This is a genomic window from Streptococcus sp. P25B114 (genome assembly GCF_053010325.1).
The window spans coordinates 1-19,369 of record NZ_JBRKNW010000021.1 but is presented as its reverse complement, the minus strand read 5'-3'; the positions used below and the strand labels follow the sequence as shown (position 1 = coordinate 19,369).

17 protein-coding genes are annotated in these 19,369 nt (G+C 44.1%); 2 read left to right on the top strand and 15 right to left on the bottom strand.

Features of this window, described 5'->3' with window-relative positions:
- Position 1: 1 nt before the first annotated feature.
- The 11 genes from ACVC7T_RS09330 to truA form a co-directional block, all read right to left on the bottom strand.
- A complete protein-coding gene (locus ACVC7T_RS09330) occupies positions 2 to 217 on the bottom strand; it encodes a hypothetical protein (protein ID WP_105161031.1) in 216 nt (71 codons plus the stop codon).
- A gap of 138 nt (positions 218 to 355) precedes the next feature.
- Positions 356 to 1,486, bottom strand: coding sequence for an ABC transporter ATP-binding protein (locus tag ACVC7T_RS09325; protein ID WP_105111367.1), 1,131 nt, complete (start codon positions 1,484 to 1,486; stop codon positions 356 to 358).
- Between the two features lie 163 nt (positions 1,487 to 1,649).
- Positions 1,650 to 2,933, bottom strand: coding sequence for a trigger factor (gene tig, locus ACVC7T_RS09320; RefSeq protein WP_447262845.1), 1,284 nt, complete (start codon positions 2,931 to 2,933; stop codon positions 1,650 to 1,652).
- A gap of 114 nt (positions 2,934 to 3,047) precedes the next feature.
- Positions 3,048 to 3,647, bottom strand: a complete 600-nt coding sequence (locus tag ACVC7T_RS09315; RefSeq protein WP_447262844.1) for a DUF1349 domain-containing protein — start codon at positions 3,645 to 3,647, stop codon at positions 3,048 to 3,050.
- Positions 3,648 to 3,781: 134 nt separating this feature from the next.
- Positions 3,782 to 4,618 carry an alpha/beta fold hydrolase gene (locus ACVC7T_RS09310; protein ID WP_105123576.1) on the bottom strand — a complete coding sequence of 279 codons (837 nt, stop codon included), beginning with the start codon at positions 4,616 to 4,618 and terminating at the stop codon, positions 3,782 to 3,784.
- A gap of 11 nt (positions 4,619 to 4,629) precedes the next feature.
- Positions 4,630 to 5,631, bottom strand: a complete 1,002-nt coding sequence (locus ACVC7T_RS09305; protein ID WP_394735958.1) for an NADP-dependent oxidoreductase — start codon at positions 5,629 to 5,631, stop codon at positions 4,630 to 4,632.
- A gap of 75 nt (positions 5,632 to 5,706) precedes the next feature.
- Positions 5,707 to 6,135, bottom strand: a complete 429-nt coding sequence (locus ACVC7T_RS09300) for an Rrf2 family transcriptional regulator (RefSeq protein WP_172066956.1) — start codon at positions 6,133 to 6,135, stop codon at positions 5,707 to 5,709.
- Between the two features lie 108 nt (positions 6,136 to 6,243).
- Positions 6,244 to 6,807 (bottom strand): TIGR01440 family protein, encoded by a 564-nt coding sequence (locus ACVC7T_RS09295; protein WP_172066955.1) that lies wholly within the window; start codon positions 6,805 to 6,807, stop codon positions 6,244 to 6,246.
- The gene (locus tag ACVC7T_RS09290) at positions 6,788 to 7,273 is read right to left on the bottom strand and encodes an ECF transporter S component (protein ID WP_257117088.1); all 486 of its coding nucleotides are present in this window, start codon (positions 7,271 to 7,273) and stop codon (positions 6,788 to 6,790) included. The genes ACVC7T_RS09295 and ACVC7T_RS09290 overlap by 20 nt, the downstream gene beginning before the upstream one ends.
- Complete coding sequence (locus ACVC7T_RS09285) at positions 7,263 to 8,024, bottom strand: bifunctional hydroxymethylpyrimidine kinase/phosphomethylpyrimidine kinase (protein ID WP_447262843.1); 762 nt, start codon at positions 8,022 to 8,024, stop codon at positions 7,263 to 7,265. Before ACVC7T_RS09285 ends, ACVC7T_RS09290 begins: the two co-directional genes overlap by 11 nt.
- A complete protein-coding gene (truA, locus tag ACVC7T_RS09280) occupies positions 8,014 to 8,763 on the bottom strand; it encodes a tRNA pseudouridine(38-40) synthase TruA (protein ID WP_257104077.1) in 750 nt (249 codons plus the stop codon). Before truA ends, ACVC7T_RS09285 begins: the two co-directional genes overlap by 11 nt.
- A 161-nt stretch (positions 8,764 to 8,924) precedes the next feature.
- Here truA and perR point away from each other — a divergent pair, with 161 nt between their 5' ends.
- Positions 8,925 to 9,386, top strand: a complete 462-nt coding sequence (perR, locus tag ACVC7T_RS09275; protein ID WP_447262842.1) for a peroxide-responsive transcriptional repressor PerR — start codon at positions 8,925 to 8,927, stop codon at positions 9,384 to 9,386.
- Between the two features lie 147 nt (positions 9,387 to 9,533).
- Positions 9,534 to 11,402, top strand: a complete 1,869-nt coding sequence (locus ACVC7T_RS09270; RefSeq protein WP_447262841.1) for a heavy metal translocating P-type ATPase — start codon at positions 9,534 to 9,536, stop codon at positions 11,400 to 11,402.
- A gap of 116 nt (positions 11,403 to 11,518) precedes the next feature.
- Here ACVC7T_RS09270 and ACVC7T_RS09265 read toward each other — a convergent pair whose 3' ends face one another.
- The 4 genes from ACVC7T_RS09265 to ACVC7T_RS09250 form a co-directional block, all read right to left on the bottom strand.
- A complete protein-coding gene (locus ACVC7T_RS09265; protein ID WP_105123571.1) occupies positions 11,519 to 13,222 on the bottom strand; it encodes a hypothetical protein in 1,704 nt (567 codons plus the stop codon).
- 19 nt (positions 13,223 to 13,241) lie between these two features.
- Positions 13,242 to 13,784: a hypothetical protein gene (locus tag ACVC7T_RS09260; RefSeq protein ID WP_153048448.1), complete on the bottom strand. Its 543-nt coding sequence runs from the start codon at positions 13,782 to 13,784 to the stop codon at positions 13,242 to 13,244.
- Positions 13,785 to 13,866: 82 nt separating this feature from the next.
- A complete protein-coding gene (locus ACVC7T_RS09255) occupies positions 13,867 to 17,127 on the bottom strand; it encodes a DEAD/DEAH box helicase family protein (protein ID WP_447262840.1) in 3,261 nt (1,086 codons plus the stop codon).
- Positions 17,128 to 17,192: 65 nt separating this feature from the next.
- Entirely contained in the window at positions 17,193 to 19,085 is a 1,893-nt protein-coding gene (locus tag ACVC7T_RS09250; protein ID WP_447262839.1) for an Eco57I restriction-modification methylase domain-containing protein, read from the bottom strand.
- Between the last annotated feature and the right edge of the window lie 284 nt (positions 19,086 to 19,369).

Sequence of the window (19,369 nt, the reverse complement as noted above, 5' to 3'; positions counted from 1 at the left end):
TCTATTCAATATCCTTGATTTTTCCGTGAAATTCGTCCGACACTTGATTGTGCAAATGCACGAAAGATAGGCCCATCATGACCGCGTTCCCTGCAACTGCAATCATAAATTCTTCCTTGGAAGATACCTTTCCTAGCCAAATGGAGAGGATTAAAATGAGATTATAAAGAAAAATATAAAGAGCCGTTATGCGAATTTTTTTCAATAGTGTCTTCATAGGAACCTCCTGTAGGTGTTTTCTATATTTATTATATAGAATTTAACAAAAAAAACAAGTATTTATGCGTTCTCAACCCCAAAAAACCGCCAGATTTTCATCTAGCGGTCAGGTGTTTTATGAACGATTTTAGAAAGGTTAGACAATCGCCTTGCTTGTTTCATCATCGAAGAAGTGAGCCTTGTTAAGGTTGAAGGTCAAGCGAACAGTTTCACCTGGGTTGTGGTAATCACGCGCATCAACGCGAGATACAAACTCTGTGCTACCGACTTTAGAGTAAAGCATGGTTTCTGCACCGAGAAGCTCAGATACCACCACTTCTGCTTCCACGATAGAAGAAGGGTATGTGTCTAATTCCAACTGAGAAGCCTTGATGTCTTCTGGACGGATACCGAGGGTAAATGATTTGCCATTGTAGCCTTTTTCTTCCAAGTGTTTGCGACGTCCTTCTGGAAGATCCACTTTGAAACCATCTCCAACAAGAACGCCATCTTGAAGCGTAACTGTGAAGAAGTTCATAGCAGGGCTACCGATGAAGCTAGCAACAAACTTGTTAACTGGGCGGTTGTAGAGCTCTTCTGGGCTACCAATTTGCTCGATACGACCGATTGTACCTGTACCTGCTGGGTTTTTAGTTGCAGACATGATAACGATACGGTCAGCCAAGGTCATAGCTTCTGTTTGGTCGTGGGTTACGTAGATAGTTGTCGCACCGATACGGCGGTGGATTTTGGCAATCTCTGTACGCATGGATACACGGAGTTTAGCATCCAAGTTTGACAAGGGCTCATCCATCAAGAATACTTTGGCATCACGAACGATAGCACGACCCATGGCAACACGCTGGCGTTGTCCACCTGAAAGGTCAGCTGGTTTGCGTTCCAAGAATTCTGTCAAACCAAGGATTTGTGCTGCTTCTTCTACACGCTTTTTGATTTCGTCCTTGCTGTACTTACGCAATTTCAAACCAAAGGCCATGTTGTCAAATACAGTCATGTGTGGGTAGAGGGCATAGTTCTGGAATACCATGGCAATATCGCGGTCTTTTGGAGCCACATCATTCATGAGAACGCCGTCGATGTATGCTTCCCCTTCTGTGATGTCTTCCAAACCAGCAATCATACGAAGAGTTGTTGATTTACCACATCCTGAAGGACCTACGAATACGATAAATTCCTTGTCCTTGATGTCCAAGTTGAAGTCTTCAACAGAGTAGTGCTCACTGTTTGGGTATTTTTTGTAAATGTTTTTTAAATTTAATTGAACCATGTTCAATCCTCTCTTTCTTTGATAGTTATATTGTAAATGAAAGCGCTTGTAAAAACTAGGTCAAGGTATACAAAAATAGCAAAACGTTTTTGTGCAACTCTTCCAAAAATCCTTAGCATTGAAAAAAGGCTGGGAAATTGCCCAACCTTAGTTCCTATCAATCCTATTTTACAGTTGCTGTGCTTGTGATCACTTCTACAGCCTTCTTCACAGCGATGTCATGTTTGAGCATTTCTGGTGAAAGCAAGCTACGAACTTGTGCTACTTCCATCTTGTAAGTTGCTGCCAAGTCTTCGATTTCTTTCTCGATTTCAGCGTCAGTTGCTTCGAATCCTTCTGCTTTCGCTACTGCTTCAACAACCAAGTTTGTCTTAGTACGTTTTTCAGCATCCGCTTCGTATTGTTTATGAAGGTCATCACGAGTTGTACCAGTGATTTGGAAGTACATATCTGGTGAGATACCTTGTTGTTGCATACCACCCAAGAATTCATTGATTGCACGGTGAACTTCTTCGTGAATCATTTCTTCTGGCAATTCAACGATTTCAGCGTTTGCTACTGCCAATTCAATCGCAGCTGCTTCTACCGCATCGTCATAAGCGATTTCTTTAGCAGATTCCAATTCTTTGCGGTATTTAGCTTTCAACTCATCAAGTGTTTCCACTTCTTCGTCGATGTCTTTTGCCAATTCGTCATCCAAAGCTGGAACTTCTTTTGCTTTTACTTCGTGGATTTTTGTTACGAAGAGGGCTGGTTTGCCAGCAAGGTCAGCTGCTTGATAATCTTCTGGGAAAGTCACTTCAACGTTTACTTCTTCACCAGCTGAGTGGCCTACCAATTGTGCTTCAAAACCTGGGATGAATTGACCTGAACCAAGTCCAAGTGAGAAGTTCTCACCTTTACCGCCGTCAAATTCAACACCGTCGATTGAACCAACGAAGTCGATAACAACTGTGTCGCCTTCAGCCGCTGGACCTTCTTTGATAACTAATTCAGCCAAGTTGTTGCGCTCACGCTCGATTTTTGCATCAACTTCTTCATCTGTTACCTCTTTAGTAGCTTCTACTGAAACTGCCAAGTTTTTGTAGTCACCCAATTTTACTTCAGGTTTTGTCACAACTTCCGCAGTGATTGTCCAGTCTTGACCTTTTTCCATAGATACAACGTCGATTTTTGGTTGTGCAACGACTTCAAGACCAGCTTCTGCAACAGCTGCTTCATAAGCTGCTGGTAACAATGCATTTACGACATCTTGGTAAAGTGCTTCTTCACCAAATTTTTGGTTGAAAACGGCACGTGGCAAGTGACCTTTACGGAAACCTGGAAGATTGATATCTTTCTTAACTTTGTTGAAAACGCGATCCAATTCTGGTTTGATTGCATCTTGACCAATTGTGAAAGTCAAAACGCCGCGGTTTGTTTCTTTTGCTTCAAATGATACAGACATTCTGTCATTCTCCTTAAAATTTTATTGCATACTCTTCATTATAACACAATTGACAAGGATTTCAACGATTTTATGACGGACTTTGGGGAAATGGCAGAGCTGGAAGCTAATCTTCTAATCTGGTTGTTGTCCGTCATGGGCCTGCCACATGCAGTCTGTCAAGCTCATTTCGGAAAAGACCGCTTCAAAAGAAGAATCTTCTGGCGAGCAGGCATAGATTCCAAAATGGATTTTTCCACCGCCTTCATGTAAGTGGCAAATCCGCATCTGCTCAAAATGGACACCATCTTTAGAGTTTTCAATGCAGAAATCACTACTCCGTCGGCTCAAACGGTAATAGATAGACTTAACAGAAGCGGGTATCTCCTGAGTTGCCCAGTCTGAAAAACCGTGATTGGTCACGACACTGCCCAAGTGCTGAAAGTCTTCATTTTCATACTCAATCGAGCCCTTAATCCAGTTTTCCGAATCCTGATAGACCACGACACCACACTGGTCAAAGCGGGTATGACTATTGGAAAAATCTGTCTTAACAGTGAAGGAAAAATACTCTTCCTCCGTATCCATCAAGAGCAGGGGAGCATTGTCATTGACAAAATGGTAATAGGTCTTCTGCCACAAGTCCGTGTGAGCTTGGGTTGTGATTCTGATTTCCTTATCCGAAATCTGGTAGTTTTCTGGCTCTCGCACCCAGTAAAAATCTTTTGTGTTCATTTGATTTCCTTTCGTTTTAGATTATTATACAGACAAAAGATAAGGAAGACAAGTAACTCAATCAACTCTTTCAAGAGCAGGCTAAGGTGATTTTGGGGACTTTGCAGGCCTTGTATATGCAAGAGTAATAGGGACTATTCCTCCAAAAAGTCTATCAAGGCTGTTGAAAAGTCATCTGCATTTTGGAAGATAGACCCGTGACCTGCATTGGGATAGATGATGAGTTGACTGTTTTTGATTTTCTCATGCATGATATAAGAGTTCTCAGTCGGAACTTGCATATCCTTGTCACCGTTGACGATCAGCGTTGGTTGCGTGATAAAGGTCATATCGTCTTGAGGATCTCTACCCCAGCGTTTGATTGCCTTCAGCTGTGTTAAAAATCCTGGGACATTCATGTCCTTGTCTGCATACTCGGCTTTTCTTTCTCCCATACGACCCAAAACTTTTTCAGCTTCCAGTCGGCCTGCTTCATCGTGGTTGTAGAAAATGTAGCGTTTTGGATCCACGCGCTCCATACCAGCCTTCAGCATATAGCGAAAAGTTTTTCCTGTCACCTTATCGACTTCAACACCGCCACGAGGTCCTGTTCCTGCTAGAATCAAGCGGTTAACCATTTGACTATCAAGACGGACGATTTCTTGGGCAATAAAACCACCCATAGAAAGACCGAGCAGGTTAATTTTCGTATGCCCCAAGTTCTTGATAATAGCATGAGCCTGCTCTGCCATTCCTGGAATCGTAGGAGCTACCTTGCCTTGACTGGCTCCGACGCCAGGCAAATCAAGGACGATGATGTGCTCTTTTTCAGCCAGTAAATCCAGCAATTTTGGATCCCAGTTATCCAAGGTTGCGGCCAAATGGACTAACATGACCAAGGGCAGTTTAGACTTGCCTTTACCTAGTTCACGGTAGGCAATCTGATTGCCAGCGACAGTTATGTATTGATTTTTAGTTGTGATATAAGACATAAGTACTCCTACTATTTAAAACTGAGGACAGTTTTTCCACGTGAGCGACCGTTTGCGACCTTGTCCAAGGCTGCGTTGACTTCTTCAAATGGATAAACGGTATCGATAGACGGTTTGATTTCTAACTTGCTGAAAATGTCTGCTACCTCTTGCAACTGTTGACCATTGCTTTCTACGAAGATGAAATGGTAGTGCACACCGTAGCTTTCCGCCATCTTGTCAAATTTGCGACCAACCAAACCAAAGAGGAATTGTTTCCATTTTGGTAGGTTCATGCGTTTGGCAAATTCGCCATTTGGCATAGCACGGAGGGAAACCAACTGACCGCCTTTTTTCATAATCGACATTTGTTTTTCGGTTTCTGCACCGCCAAGTGTGTCCAGTACATAGTCGATTTGGGAGAGGGTTTTAGTGTAATCTTCTGTCTTGTAGTCGATAAACTGGTCGGCACCCAACGCCAATACCCGCTCTGCATTTGCCCCATCACCGTTGGTAATGACCGTCAAACCCTTGGCTTTGGCAATGGGAATGGCCATACCACCGACACCGCCTGTACCACCTGAGATGAAAATGGTCTTGCCAGCCTCTGCACCCATGAGGTCCAATGCCTGCATAATGGTCAGGGCAGTCAGGGGAACGGCAGCCGCTTCCACATCCGTCAGATAGGCAGGAACTTTAGCAAGTGCAGCAGCCTCCACCGCTACATACTCGGCAAAGGCACCGATATTGTCGAGAGGAAGACGACCAAAGACACGGTCACCAACTGCAAAATTGGTCACGCTTGAGCCGACTTCTTCCACCAAGCCAACGACCTCATTGCCCGCTGTTTGTGGCAATTTGTAAGGGACAATCATCTTGACATCTCCACGAGAAATCATGTTGTCCAAAGGATTGACACCTGCTGCGGTCACTTTGATAAGGACCTGGTCTGGTTTGATGTTTGGCTTAGCAATGTCTGTTAGGTTAAGTACGATATTGTTTTTGTTATAAGATGTATGTTGTGCTGCTTTCATGGTTTACTCCTTTTTTAAATGACTTGTATCTGATACAAGTCCAAGTTGTGCGAAATAGAAACTGACTTGTAAAAGTCAGTTGGATTTTTTTGCCTCTTGATACAAGTTAGCAATGACCTGGGCCAAGCTTTCTTGGGATAATCTATCCTGCAAATCCTGCTCAATGGTCGCAAAGATTGGCTGGACAGCCCCTGCAATGTGCCGACCAACTGGGCAGGATTGATTGGCGTGTTGGTGCTGCTGAAAGAGCTGGATATGCGTGACTTCCTGGGTGGCATAGTAGATGTCCAGGAGGCTGATGTCCGACGGATCCTTGCTCAACTCATAGCCAGCCTTGCCCTGATGGGACTGTATGATGCCTGCATTCTTCAAGAGAGCGATGACCTTGCGGATATAACTGGCATTGGTACCGACACTGGTTGCCAAGGCCTGCGACGTCATGACATCACTACTCTCGCTAATCATGGTCAAGATATGCAAAGCTACTGAAAATTTGGTATCCATGGAAATCCTCCCTTTGAACTTGTATCAACCACAAGAACAAGTTTAGCAAAAAGAAATCTACTTGGCAAGGATTTTGTATTCAAAAAAATCACAACCTTCTGGCTGTGATTAATTTTTCCGTATTTGATCTTCCAGATAAGCTGCACGGGCACCGCCGATCAGTTTAGGACGGCTGGCAAGAGCTGTAACATGGGCCTGGCCGATCTCACGCAAGCTCGGTCTAATTGGCACTTGGACGTGCTTGATGTGCATCCCAATCGCCGTATCACCGATGTCCACACCCGCCTGAGCGGTGATAAATTCCACTTCGACTGGATCCTTCATATACTTGAAGGCTGCCAACTGTCCAGACCCTCCTGCATGAAGGGTGGGGAGGACATTGACCATTTCCAAATCTTTCTGGATAGCCAATTCCCGCTCCACTACCAAGGCACGATTGAGGTGCTCACAGCCTTGGACAGCTAGGTAAATGCCCTTTGGTGTCAAAATATCTAGAATGGTTTCGACAACGGCTTCGCCAACTTCCAGACTGGAATTTTTGCCAATATGCCCACCAATGACCTCACTAGAAGACAAACCTAGGACAAAAATCTGACCCTTTTGAAGATTGCTGAGTTCTAAAATTTCTTCGACAACTTGCTTGGTCTCTTCCTTAATTTCCTTTAATGACATGATTTACTGCACCAATTCTTTCTATTGCCTGAGCCAAGATGTAACCAACTACCAGACCAACTGTGTTTTGCAAGGTATTGCTTAGAACACTTTCAATGGCTTTCAGGTCATTAAAATAAAGTCGAGAAGCTAGATAATAACCTCCAACCATGCTAATACTCGCTAGAGCAAGCCCAAGATAACGACTTTTACCTTTCCATCCTGCAAAATAACCCTGAGTACCGTGGAAAAGCAAGCTAAAGAAAGCCCACTGGGGATAGCCCAACAAAAAATCAATCAGAAGCCCTGACAGTCCGCCAACAATGGCTCCTTCTTTCTTACCCAAGTAAAAGGCTGTAAAATACACCCCAACATCCAAAAGTGTCACAAAACCAGTTGCAGTTGGCACATGAACAAAGGCTAATACCAAACTCAAGGCAGTTAAAATAGCCAGCAATACCAGTTCTTGCGTCTTTTTATTTCTCATACTGAATCACCCCATATTGATCTGATTTTAAGATGGCTGCATGGACAAAGTCCTTGGATAATTTGACTGCCTCCAAAGAGTTCTGACCTAGCAAGAGCTGACTGGCAATGCTGGACGCAAAGGTACAGCCTGCCCCTACATTGTTTTCTGAAAGTAGGGGAGACTTGAGCACCACCACTTCCTTCCCGTCATAGTAAACATCAACAGCCTGTGAACCTCCCAAGCGATTGCCCCCCTTGATGACCACCGACTTGGCACCCAAGTCATAAAGCGCCACCGCCGCCTGCTCCATCTCTTCCTCCGTTTGGATGTCTTTTTGGAGCAATAGCTGAGCTTCTGCCAGATTTGGTGTGATGATGCTGACATAGGGAAGGAACTTCAAGAGTTCATCGCGAAGCTGACTGACCTCTGTATCGTGTGTTTCCTTGCAGACCAAGACTGGATCCAAGACCACAGGAATATCTTGACGAGCCTTGATGAACTCCAAAGCCTGCTCTGCTATTTCCACCGTCGGAAGCAATCCAATCTTAATAGCCGAATAGGGCACATCCTTCAAACTAGCCAACTGCTGGGCAAACACCGCTGCATCTGTCGGAATAACCTCAAAACCTTTTTCCGTCATAGCTGTCAAGCAGGTCACCGCCACAAAACCATGCAGGCCATGGACAGTGTAGGTGGTCAAGTCTGCATGGAGACCGCCACCGCTGAAAATATCATTGCCCGAAAGAGCCAAAATATACCTAGTCTTCATAGATAATCTCCTTTAGATAGAGGCCGTTGCCTGCCGCAGTTGGACCTGCCAAGCCACGATCCTTTTCTGCCAAAATCCGCTTGATCTGCCCAACAGGCATGCGACCGTTGCCAATTTTCAGCAAGGTCCCAACCATATTCCGCACCTGCTTGTATAAAAAACCATTGCCCGAAAAGGTAAAAATCAAAAACTGCCGCCGCTGGTCGTACTCCATTGTCGCCGCTGTGATGGTCCGTACCTTATCCTCGACCGAGGTCCCCGAAGCTGTAAAGCCTGTGAAGTCATGGGTCCCAACCAAGTCTTGGATGGCTTCTTCAATCAAGCTCAAGTCCAAATCATAGGGATAAAAGGTCGCATAGTGGCGCATCATAGGATTCTTTGGCCGGCCAATGTCCACCAGGAATTCATAGGTCTTACTATGCTTGGCATAGCGGCAATGAAAATCATCCGCTACCTGCTCCACACTGACCACATCAATATCCTCAGGGGTTTGAGTATCCAGGGCAAAGCGGAGCTTCTCAGCATCTCGACTGCCAGCCAAGTCAAAGTGAATCACCTGACCATAAGCGTGCACTCCTGCGTCTGTCCGACCTGCACCATGCACTGTCACCGGCTGACCACTGTTTAGTCTTACTAATGTTTTTTCGATTTCTTCCTGAACTGTACGGGCATGGGGCTGGCGTTGAAAACCAGAAAAGTCATGTCCGTCGTAGGAAATAATTGCCTTAAATCGTGTCATGTTCTGATTGTAGCACAAGCAAACTTAGAAAAACAAGGCTATAAAACAACAACTGTCCTAGCACAGATTGAAGTGACAACTTCAGTCATTGACAGCTTTCCAAAAAAAGAATATAATGAAGGAAATATTTAGAATTATTATAAAAAGAAAAGGAGGCCGGAATGGAGCTACATTCTCACCTGAATGCAGAAAACCAAACTGCCTTTGAGCATGTTATTCAACACTTAAAGGAAAAAGGTGTTCGCATTACAGAAACCCGTAAGGCTGTTGTTTCCTATATGATCGAAAGCGACGATCACCCAAGCGCTGAAATGATTTACAAGGACCTCCTGCCCAACTACCCAAACATGAGTTTGGCAACTGTCTATAACAACCTCAAAGTTCTCTTGGAAGAAGGATTTGTCACTGAACTCAAGCGGACCAATGACACAACAACCTATTATGATTTCATGGGCCATGAACATCTCAATGTCATCTGCGAAAAATGCGGGAAGATTACCGATTTCATGGACGTAGAAATTCCTAGCCTCAAACGCGAAGCCCACGAACAAACAGGTTACAAGATTACCAAGGAAGTCTTATCTATTTATGGTATCTGCCCCGACTGTCAACTCAATAGCTAGAAAGCAGCCACTGGCTGTTTTTTCTTTTTTCTTTGAATTGTCTGAACAATCTTATTTATAATTATTCTAAAAAACTATTGACATTCTATTTAGAACTGTTATAATTAACTTATCAAAACGATAATGATTATAAATAAGGATAAAACTATGACTCTTGTAAGCAATCTAAAACACCATCTTCACATCATAACTACCAGCCTCTGTCTCTTCTTCATCTTAGTAGGTATTCTCTTGCTCCATTCAGAACTAGGCTTTGCTCCCATTTTCTTTCTCCTAGCCTTTGTTATCGGTGGCTACCAGTCTGCTAAGGAAGGACTGACGGAATTATTTGTGGACAAGCACCTGTCTGTTGATCTTCTCATGATTTTGGCGGCTATCGGCTCTGGTCTGATTGGCTACTGGATGGAAGGAGCCCTGCTCATCTTCATCTTCTCCCTCTCTTCTACTCTGGAAGAATTAGCCATGGAGAAAAGTAAAAACGCTATCGCTGCTCTGATGAACATGACCCCTCCAACTGCCCGAAAAATCGAGGAAAATGGTGACATCACCGTTTTGGACACTACCGACATCCGCGTCGGTGACCTCTTGCAAGTTCGCAAGGGCGACACGGTTCCACTGGATGCTACCCTCATCAGTCCCCAATCCATCTTTGACGAATCCATGATTACAGGCGAGCCGCTCCCTGCGGAGAAAATGGCTGGCGCTGCTGTTATCGGCGGAACCATTAACCAAGGTCCAACTGTGACCGTTCAAGTTACGGCTGAGAAAGGAGATGCCCTCTTCGATAAAATCGTCCAAATGGTTGAAAACGCCCAAGAATCCAAATCAAAAACAGCGACTTTCATTGAAAATATGGAAGATACCTATGTCAAGGTTGTTTTGGTGGTGGTACCACTCTTTATCCTCTTTGCTCATTTTGCTCTGGGCTGGGACTGGTTAACTGCCTTCTACCGTGGCATGATTCTCTTGACCATTGCTTCTCCTTGTGCACTTGTAGCTTCTTCTTCACCGGCGACACTTTCTGCCATCAGCCGTGCGGCACGCAAGGGCATGATTATCAAGGGCGGTGACATTGCGGATAATATCGCCAATCTAGAAGCAATCGTCTTTGACAAGACGGGTACCCTAACCATTGGTAAACCTGAGGTTGTAGGGGCAACCTATCTTGGCGATGTGGAGCTTATCAAACAGGTTGTTCAGGCAGTTGAAAAACAATCTAGTCACCCGATCGCTCAGGCTCTCATGACCTATACGGCTGACAGCTCTGCTATTGCCCTCCAAAGCCTAGAAGACGTGACCGGAAAAGGCTTGGTGGCAGGTTATGAGGGCGACAGCTGGAAAATCGGTAAGGCGGGCTTTGTGGTAGATAGCTTGGTCAGTCCCCTGTCTGCGGACTTAGTTGCACAGATCGATGAGGCGGAAAGCACTGGGAAAACCCTGGTCTATATCAGTCAAAATGATGTGCTGGCGGCGATCTTCATGGTGGAAGATAGTTTGAAACCTGAGAGCAAGCAGCTGATTGCCCAATTGAAAGAGATGGGCGTGACACCAATTCTCTTGACGGGCGACCAAGAAAAGACGGCTCGTTACGTGGCGAGTCAGGTCGGTATTGACCGTGTGATTGCCAACTGTCTGCCGACGGATAAGGCTGCTGTTATCCAAGAATTACAAACCGAGTTTGCGTCTGTCGGCATGGTCGGAGACGGCATCAACGACGCTCCCGCCCTGGCTCAAGCCAATGTCAGCTATGCTATGGGAAGCGGAACGGACATCGCTATGGAGTCAGCTGACATCGTACTCATGGAAGACCTGACGAGAATTCCTTACTCTATTCGTCTCTCTAAGAAAATGCGGGGCATCATCAAGCAGAACATCATCTTTGCTCTATCTGTCATTGCCCTTCTTATCATCTCCAACCTCTTCCAGTCTATCAACCTGCCACTCGGTGTGGTGGGCCACGAAGGATCAACGATTTTGGTGATTTTGAACGGGTTGAGACTCTTGTATTTTAAATAGCTTCAAACCGCCATATAGTTGGCGGTTTCTTTATTGATATGGAAAAATACTTTTATTATTGAAATGAATAGAGATTTACAACCTAGCCTAGCTCATACAGAAGGTGCTTCATTCAGTTAGACATTGAACCAGATGGATAAATCCTCATCGGAAGCATAGTATTTCCAAGCAACCGAAAAGCAAGTTAGATGCTGATAGTCTTCTATCCATTCACGAAAATAGGGAATTCCTAACATGTTTTCATCTACTTCAGCTTCATCGTATGAGTATGGGTGCGCGACAACTCCAATATCGTAATCCCCAACTTGCCAATTGTTCCCGTATTGATGTTCACCGCCTAAGTTGTCAATCAATCTGCCAGTTCTAAAGTCAATATCTGTACAAATCGATAAACTCTTAAAATCAACAAAATCCGGCGCAAAAGGTTTCAGATGATAACTTCCTTCCACAAAGTACGTATCCTCAAGATTTGGATACCGAGCTATAATGGACATTTTTATGGGCTGACCATTAAATTCCAACCAGAAATTGCCGATCGGAGTTTTCAAGAGGTCGTAAGCTACCGATGAATCGGCTGGGATTTTTTCTTCCGATAGATCACAGATATAGCCGTGAGTTAGTAAATTCTCCAGTTTTTCGGCAATTATTTCCGACCACTCTCTTGACTTACCAAGCACAGTTTTTATCTTGTTGAGAGGATAGGGAGGACGGTCTGCTGGCGCGGTAATGATAGCCACTACTGGAACAGCTTTTTTTATAGCTTGCTTGCCAACTAAAACTTCCACCCAGTCTCCCCTTTCTATCGTTTGGTCAGGACAATAGTAGGTATAGGGTTTGCCGTCAACTGAAAATTGTACCTGGCAAAATCGTAGCATTTTATTCGGTTTCCATAAGAGAGCCGGCTCAAGAGGTCGTTTTTCAAAGTAGTGTACCTCATCTCTATCCCACCAGTCCTCCGTCATCCAGCTATTGCAATAAGGACAAAAATGTTCGTCATAATCATCTAAATAACATGGGGCTATACCACAAGATGGACAAGGCTTCCCATCCTCATCGATAAAACCATCTAATTCAACACCATTGATATAGAGACCATAGTCATCCTCCGGTTCATACACATGCGTTTCAACAGAATGCGGTACACAACTCAACCAGTCATCCAAAGGCAAAGAAAGAATACTATAAATCTTGACCTCACTCCATCTCTCCTTGAGAGATTGACCATCATAGATTTTTGCCTCAAAGAGCTCCTGAGCTGTATTAAATCTACCTCCATCTGGTAGATCTGACAAACCTGCCCAGTAGGGAGCTTCATTTCCTGAATATCCAATATATCGAAGAGTATCCTGATTATCTGTCTCAAAACGAAAAGCAGTCTCATCAACATTCATCCCCGCCTCAAATTCTTGCAAGAAATAATCATACTGCAAACGAGTAATGGCTGGATGCCCTACTGTAGTCGGTTTATGGGGAATTCCCAACTTAAAACTTTCTGCCGAGAAGGAAAAATAGCCATTTACAAGCTGAAATTGACAAGTAGTGCCATCATATAAAACTTCATAAATCCACCACCTCGAAAGCCCCTCCATGTCTTGCATTCTAAAATCTGTCACTCCCTGGCATTCCAAATCCCAAACCAAGGCTGGCGCATTAGAAGGACTTTCTGCTAAACAATCCTCCTCAATGGTTAAACGTAGACTAGCTGACTGACTATCATAGGAAAAAGAACCAATCAAATAATCATGAAACTGTCCAACAGATAAGAAATAATCAACCAATTTCCCAGGTTCGGTAATGTACCCTATTCTCTTTGTCCACATGATATTCTCCTCTCACAAATCACTCCTCATAATATCTCGGTAGGTCAAGCAAGGTAGCCCTGTCGAGCCAGTTATTCTTATTCTCCAATAAATAATACCAGACAATATGATCTGAGTCGGCCAGTGCTTCTTCAAACTCATATCTAGCCTCTACCCATCTTCCAAAGTCATCATCATCATCTAGTAAATAAATCTCTTCTTGGACACCATGATTCCAATAAAAACGAGAAACATAGATACAATTTTCTTCAACCGCATACCACTCCAAGCTATGGTCCAGTTGAATAGCGGCTCTAATCGCAGCGATAGGAACATCACGTTTTGTCGCAAACTTTAGGACCATCAAGCCATCTGACCGTATCTTATGAGTGAAGCCATAACCATAATAGATGTATTCACCGAATTGTTCCCTATATTCACCAATATTTTTCACACAGACAAGTTTATTAAAACTAATATACGGTGGATCAATCCTTTTTTCGTCTATCGGGTAGTAATCTAAAAAGTAGGTTTCAAAAAAATCTTTGGAACAAATGACCTGTTGATAAACATAATTTGCCATAACATATCCACCCTCCATTCCTAGTTTTAGTATAGCACCTTATCTGAAAAAACTTGCCAAAAATGACAAGTTTTCCTTCAATTTATCCAAAAGATTTATCAATCAACTCCTGCATCATGCCTTCCTTGGCATAAGGAACAGTATCTACTTGTAAGAAGTTTTTCCGGCTAATGGTGTCAGGTAAGGTGCCAAAGATGAACTCCAAAGCGATCTTATGGATAATAGCCGTTGGCGCAAAGCCGTAAACTTGCTCTTCCAAGATATGCTTGAGCCGCTCATGCCCTTCTGGAAAGGCTGCTTGTAAGCCTTGGCTATTATAGAGGCGTTTGACCAACTCTGTGATATATAGCCCTGATTTCATATAGAGGTCAATAAAGTTTTTGGATGGGTCGTCGAAGATACCAGGATTTTCCTTTTCCAACTCATCCACCATTTTCTGAACCACCTTCTTCGGTGTGAAGATTTGGTTGGTCTTTTGAGGTGGAATATAGTCAAAGATGTCTTCTGTCCTATCTTCAAAATAGTTTGCCAACTCTGCTTTTTTCCGTAAAAATTCTTGGATGGCCTGATCAAAGGTCGGCTGGTCAAAGAGATGGCCGGCAAATTCAGGTCCACCATCACGCAAATAACGGAATTGGTTGAGGTTGATGCCCGTTACCTCGATGAAGACTTCATCTGGTACGTAGCTATCGAAGTTTGCTAGGGTTAGATGTTCATCTCCATAAGCCATGATGAAGCTTGGAATGGTGCGTGCAAAGCCACGTAAGTGACCGCGAATCTCGTCCTCAGCCTGAGCCTTGGTGCGTTCTCGCTGTTTGACTTCCTGTTGTTTGACCAGATCATGCGGCAAATCCTGCACTTTTTCTGCCAGCCGTTGCCGTAACTCTGCTTGATGGGCTTGGTGCGCTTCTATCTTCTTGGCTTGATAGGCCTGCTCTAGTTCCTCTTGTTGCTGACTATCCACCGTTTCCTTCAAGGCTTCTTGGTATTCATTTTCGAGATGAGCCTGCTGAATATCAAATTCTTTTTCGCTACGCTGGATGAGGCTTTCAATCTCCGTATGAATCTGCTTCTCAATTTGTTTACTTTCCCGGTTGGTCAAGTCATAGCCAGCAGTTAGGTCTGCTACCAAGGTAGAAGATATTTCTTTCTGAACCGTTTTTACAAAAGCCTTGTCAACTGTTTCTACCTGGTCAACCAACTCTTCCACAGTGTCTAACAGATCATAAACTTTTGTCCCAAAAAGGACTTCTTGACGGTTGATGACCAAGTCTTCTGCCACCTGAACCTGTCCTTCTTCATCCACCTCAATATCTGGAAATTCAAGTGTATCAGGTGCATGACTGATTTTCCCTTGTTGCTCAACAGGGAGTTCATCCAAGATGTCCAAGACTAGCTGACTAGCACGGAAAATGCCTGCGATATTGTCAAATAGGAAGTTGGACATAAAGCCACGCTTGATGACTTCTGCTGCTCGTATCTGGCTTGGAATGGTCATGACTGCCTGAGCGTCAATTTCCACCATCTTGCCTTCCCTATCTTCTGCGATAACTGGGAAGAAGTTGAGCAGGTTGCGGATATTTTCTTCTCTAGTTTGACTGATTCCTGCACCACCCGCTGTCGCTAGACTGAGGTTATTGGCAAAGTCACTAAAGAGTGACAGGGTCCGTTCAGGAGCAAAATCAAAGACATAGGCCCGCTCTTTGCGGTAAACCTTGTCTCCTTCCACCCAACTGTAAGGGTTTTGGGCACGAAAGGCAGCCTGCATATAGAGGGCTGGAGATTGAAGATTGCTCAACATCAAGACTGCTGTCCACTCTGGAATGGTCACACCAGTCGTCAACTGACCGACAGACAGGGTGATGGTATAGTCATACTCAGCAATGGCCTTCCTGACCATATCGAGCGACTTGCCATTGGCTTCTGTATCCTCAGCTTCTCGCTGACTGACAGAACCTGCAGCCAGCACAATCTTATACCGGTCAAAGGTTGGATGGTCTTCCAACAAGTCTTTCAAGGCCTTGGCAGAGGCCACTCGGTCTAATAGCCAAAAGCTGTGCTTGATTTCCCGACGGAGCTCTCTAGTTGAAAATGGGTATTTTTCATTAGTGGTCAGGGTGTTCAGCCATTCTTTGACTTCTCTCTCATGGATAAAGCTGCCTGATTCATTGGTCGCAAAAAATTCATTCAAGTCAAAGGCAAAATCAACCGTTTCACTGCCAAAATCCGCACCATCTCGAACCCTGTCCGTGATCATCTTGGACATCTGGTAGGTGAACATGTTGAGCTGGGGAAGGTTTTCATAGGGATTTTCTTGCTCGGAGCTTGAGAGCCAATCTTGCTTGGCAGCCTGCTCATCCGCATAGGACCAGTTGTATATCTGGTTTTCCGAAAATTTGCCCTTGGCTAGAGCCTTAAAGGGAGTTCCAGACAAGTGGAGGGTAAAGTTGCGCTGGATTTGGTGAAAGGCAACATCTGTTTTTTCCGTATCCACTCCTTCATGGGCCTCATCAATGACCAAGAGATCCCACTGGGTCTTGGCTACCCACTGCAATTTATCATAAGCGCCGCCGAAGTATTTGGACCCTTTCAGATCTTGAAGGCTTAAAAAGGCGATTTCCTTAGCGTCTTCCTCGGTAAAAAGGAGTTTATGGAAGTCTTCTCGTGATAGGGCTGGTCTGACCTTGAGGGAATCCGACTCCGAAACAAACTTATAGGAGGTCGTGCCAGCGATAAACTGATGAAAATCATCAAACCAAGAATTGGCGATGGCTGGACGGTTGGTCACAATCAAAACTCGGTCACAGTTGAGTCGTTTGACCAAGTCATAGGTGGCCAGGGTCTTGCCAAAGCGTGGCTTGGCATTCCAGAGAAACTCTTTCTTACGCGCGTCCTGATTGGTCTGGATATAGGTCAAGGTTTGCTGGACTGCTTCTTCCTGCTCCTGTCTGAGCTGGTAGTCTACCTGCTCCCCAGGCTGGTAACCTGAAACATCATGACGGACAAATCGGTCAAAGAGGTGGTTGGCCTTTTCAGGATGACCATTGAAATAGAACCACTCGGTCTTGGGACGGCGTTCGATGGCATGGAAGTTTAAAAACTGGTGGAAGTCATGGTCTTTGAAGGGCTTGCCCTTGTCAGGCTCTTCGATGTACCTAGCCTCCTGCTGCCACAAAATAGACGGCTCAATCCCCGCCGTGTGGGTCTGCTCCTTAATCCTCTGCTCCACCTGACGCTCGGTATAGCCAATCTTGATCCAGCCGTCATTGGTCGTCACATGGGGTGTGGTATAGGCGTAGATTTTTGGAGAAATCTCTTCTGAAGTTTTAATCAAAACGGACATAGATTACCTACTTCTCTTTTATATATCTTACTCACTTCTCTTCGAAAATTTCAACATTCAAAAACTTAGTCCATTGGTCTGATGTTGGTTTCAAAGAAATCAATAACCTCTTGAGGGAAGTTAAACAAGGCATATAGCTGTGCGTCAATCTCCGCCACCGACTGGGACCAGTCAATGACTGAGCTTGACGCAAAATCAAACAGCGGTACATACTGCCAAGTTGAAGGAGGATTGTGTTGCGTAATCTTTTTAATTCCCAAAAATCCCCTAGCAAACCTTGTTTTTATATACTTCATACATGCTTCAGCCTCTTCTTTGGTTTGAAACTGACCAATAGATACAAACGTTTGGGAATACCCGATTAGGGGTTCCCCGATTAGGGGTGTACTTAACACTTCTCCTAAAGCTCCGCTACCATTTGATTCCGGAACAAGTATTTTATAGCATCTTAGATTTGGATGTTCCCTTAAGTAAGTACTTTTTATATATTTTGCTGTACGATTGTTTTTTATTCTACCGTATATTTGACAATATTCTTCATTAGTGTCAGGTTTTTCATCGAAAAATATCTCAGGATATCGATCAAAAATCGTAGAAGACACTGCCTTTCTATGTGATTCATCTGTTCTTGAGAGTAACTCCGGATTCTCTTCGAACATGACATCTGTTAGCTTATGACTATCTGCACCGTACATAATTTGATCCAAGGTTTGATTCAAATAACCAGATTTTTTCACAATTCGATAGGCTAAATCCAAAAGCGGAGATGAAATAAAGGTATCAATCGGTTCAAAAAAGCTGTCATTATCATGGTAAGTAATCACAACACCACCTTTAATATCGGTTCCAGGAAATACATTGCCACTTTTTAACTCATAGTAGCAAATTTTTAAATGCTCATCTTCAAGCATTTTCTTATTCCATTTTTTTGGAGTGGCTCCTGTATTTGCTAAAAAACGTGCCGGTGTGATAAGAACAGCCTTGTCCCCAATTTTATAGGATTCTTCCATGAATAAATTATAAATCGGTCTTGCTTGGGTATTGGCTCCTTCAATTTCCTCCTGATACGGTGGGTTTCCAATGACAACATCAAATTTCATAGGGCTTTCTCCTTGTGATAGACGCTTAAAATCTATCAACTCATTTGTTTTCCAATCTTTGATTTGTGCCTTTTGTGGCTGGCTGGTCTGCTCTGCTATTTCCTCAAAAAGGCTGAGTTGAACAGCTTCCTTTGCTTGCTGGGAGTAGGGGCTGGTATAGGTCAGGCCGTCCATCTGCAGGACATTGTAGGAAATAATCTGGGCAATGGTCTGTTTCTGGCTGGGGCTGGGTTCCTGGGCAAACTTGGCTTGGTAGTAGTCGATGAAGCTGGCTAGGAGGTTTTCACGCGCCAAGAGTAGGGAGTCTCCTTGATACTCATAACCGTAGGCGTTCTGGTAGGCGGTCACCGCCCCTTGGAACCAGACTTCTTCCTCATGGACTTCCTCAGATAGACGGTGGAGCTTGCGGTCCAAAAAACCGACCCGCTCCTCAAGGTCGAGGGCCTGTCCAGTCACCGTATCGTAGCGGGAGACCATGTAAGGGGCTTCCCCGCAGGTGATTTCCAACCATTTGAGGTTGAGGTAGGCCTCTAGGTCTAGATCTTGGAAGTCTTGGTCCACGGCATCAATCTGCTGTCTGACCAACCAAGTTGGGGTAAACACCTCTGCTCGGACCTTGGTGCGGTCTTTTTGCTCGTACTTGGACTTTTCTGAACGTGGCTGGATGAGGTTGGCATAGGGACCCGTCACTCTAGTAGGAGTGATTCGGTCATAAGCACCGAACCCTTTTCCCAGCAACTCATAGGAATGTGTAGCCCAAACAATGGACTTGTTGGTCGTTCGATCTTTCAAGAGGGTCCTAAGAAGACCAGAGGACTCTCTCGCTAATGTTTCTTCGCTAATATCTATGGTCGTCATAAGGCACCTTTTCTCTTTATTTAACTTCTATTATACCATTTCTTTACAAGTAATAAAATCGTTTTCAGAGGAGTGTAAAAAATAAAAAATAAAAAAAAAGCATTGGGTTGAAAAGAACCTCCTTATATGAACAATATAAGGAGGTTCTTTTCAGGGCTTTTTTCTACCGTTTGTCAAGCTTATCAAGGTATTTGACGAAAAATATTTTGAGTTCAATAGTCAAAATAAGGAAATTGTTTTATTTTGGACTAAATTTTAGTGTAAAAAGTGCATACAAAACCAAC